Genomic DNA, 1,381 nt, shown 5'->3' on the forward strand with positions numbered 1-1,381 from the left:
ACTGATGGGCAGTTCGTTTATCAGATCAGAACGGCACGTCCCGTTCCTGCTCGGGATCTTCGATCAGATGACCATCCTGGTCGGCGGCCATGAGTCGGCACTGATCTCTGACGAGTGCCCCAAGGTATTCGGTCAGTTCGAGTAGTTCGGAGAGGAAGTGGATAGTTTGTTCGGCTTTCATTGGGATGCTCCTTCGGTGAGAGGTGATTAGAAGAGTTCCGAGTCGGCCAGACGGACATGCTCGGCACTGACCTCTTGTGATTTTTCTGCCGCAGCGGCGATCAAGGCGCCGCGGGCAAGGTGGTTGGCTTTGCGGAACAAGCCGCCGGAGCCTTGATGCACGGCAGTAACGGCCTGCTCGGTAAAAGGTGAGTTTTTCAGGCCGGCAATGCGCAGATGATGGTTGAGATAATCCAGCATGCCCTGCCGGTCGACCGCCGGCAGATGACTGCGGGCGACGATGCGGGAGGCCAGCGGGATAGCGGTGCGGTGCAGCAGATTTTCCGCCAGGTTGTTCTGGCCGGCCAGCACCATGGGCAACCAGGGCTTGGAGTCGCCGTTGAACTGGGTGATGGTGTGCAACTCGGCAAAGACATCGAAGCGGAGCAGCGACGCCTCGTCGATCACCACCAGGGGCTGCTGCTTTTTGACGGAGACGAGATTGTCGATCCGGCTCCTGATCAGCCGGGTGAGTACGGCCCGCGACGAAGCGGCGGTGGCAAGATCAAGCTCGGCGAGCAGCTGACGGTAGACTTCGAGGATGGAGCCGGCGGACGCGGTGATCCAGAGGGTTTTGTAACGAGAGGAATGCAACTGGCCGCAACTCCACCTGAGCGCGGTTGATTTACCGGCGCCGACCTCGCCGGTAACCAGACAGATGGCGCCGAGCCGCAGGGTGTAATCAAGGCGCTGCTGAACGCCGAGCAACTCCGGGGTGGTAAGAACACTGTCCAGCGGCAGGTCGGCGATGAACGGTTCTTTGGCAAGCCCGAAGAAGGCACGGTAACTCATGACGTCTCTCCTGATGAAGAGGAGCCCAGCGGCAACAGTCCCGGCCGCCAGGCCCGCTTCTCAGCGAGGGGTTGTTCGTCGGCAGCGAGGTCTCGGGCGACACGGGTGTTGATAACGGGATCGAGCGACCGGAGCAGCCCGTAAGACCGGCCCTTGAAGAAGACCTCGACGCGTTGCGGCTGCTGCTTATGGAAGAGCAACGCGACCTGCTCACCGATCAGCTGGGTGGGCGCCTCGAAGAGTGTGCCGTCAATGGTAACCACCCGGTCCTTGCCGACCCGGCGTCGAACTTCCGTGCGGAAGTGATCGTCCAGATCGGCCGGTGCGGCACGGATCATCTCGAGATGGGCGGCGAAGCGATTGAACGGGG

3 protein-coding genes are annotated in these 1,381 nt (G+C 61.3%); all 3 read right to left on the minus strand.

Annotation, left to right across the window (positions count from 1 at the left end; all coding sequences use genetic code 11):
• Nucleotides 1-25: 25 nt before the first annotated feature.
• Nucleotides 26-181 carry a hypothetical protein gene (locus BUC26_RS23525; protein WP_153307098.1) on the minus strand — a complete coding sequence of 52 codons (156 nt, stop codon included), beginning with the start codon at nucleotides 179-181 and terminating at the stop codon, nucleotides 26-28.
• Between the two features lie 26 nt (nucleotides 182-207).
• The gene (locus BUC26_RS22545) at nucleotides 208-1,011 is read right to left on the minus strand and encodes an ExeA family protein (protein WP_073379686.1); all 804 of its coding nucleotides are present in this window, start codon (nucleotides 1,009-1,011) and stop codon (nucleotides 208-210) included.
• Nucleotides 1,008-1,381, minus strand: a 374-nt coding sequence (locus tag BUC26_RS22550) for a Mu transposase C-terminal domain-containing protein (RefSeq protein ID WP_208609893.1), incomplete at its 5' end; no start/stop codon positions are given. The genes BUC26_RS22545 and BUC26_RS22550, both read right to left, overlap by 4 nt.

Source organism: Desulfofustis glycolicus DSM 9705, from assembly GCF_900130015.1.
GTDB lineage: Bacteria > Desulfobacterota > Desulfobulbia > Desulfobulbales > Desulfocapsaceae > Desulfofustis > Desulfofustis glycolicus.

Coding starts and splice junctions, on each gene's coding strand:
- BUC26_RS22545 (WP_073379686.1), bottom strand. CDS start 1,011: ATGAGTTACCGTGCCTTCTTCGGGCTTGCCAAAGAACCGTTCATCGCC.
- BUC26_RS23525 (WP_153307098.1), bottom strand. CDS start 181: ATGAAAGCCGAACAAACTATCCACTTCCTCTCCGAACTACTCGAACTG.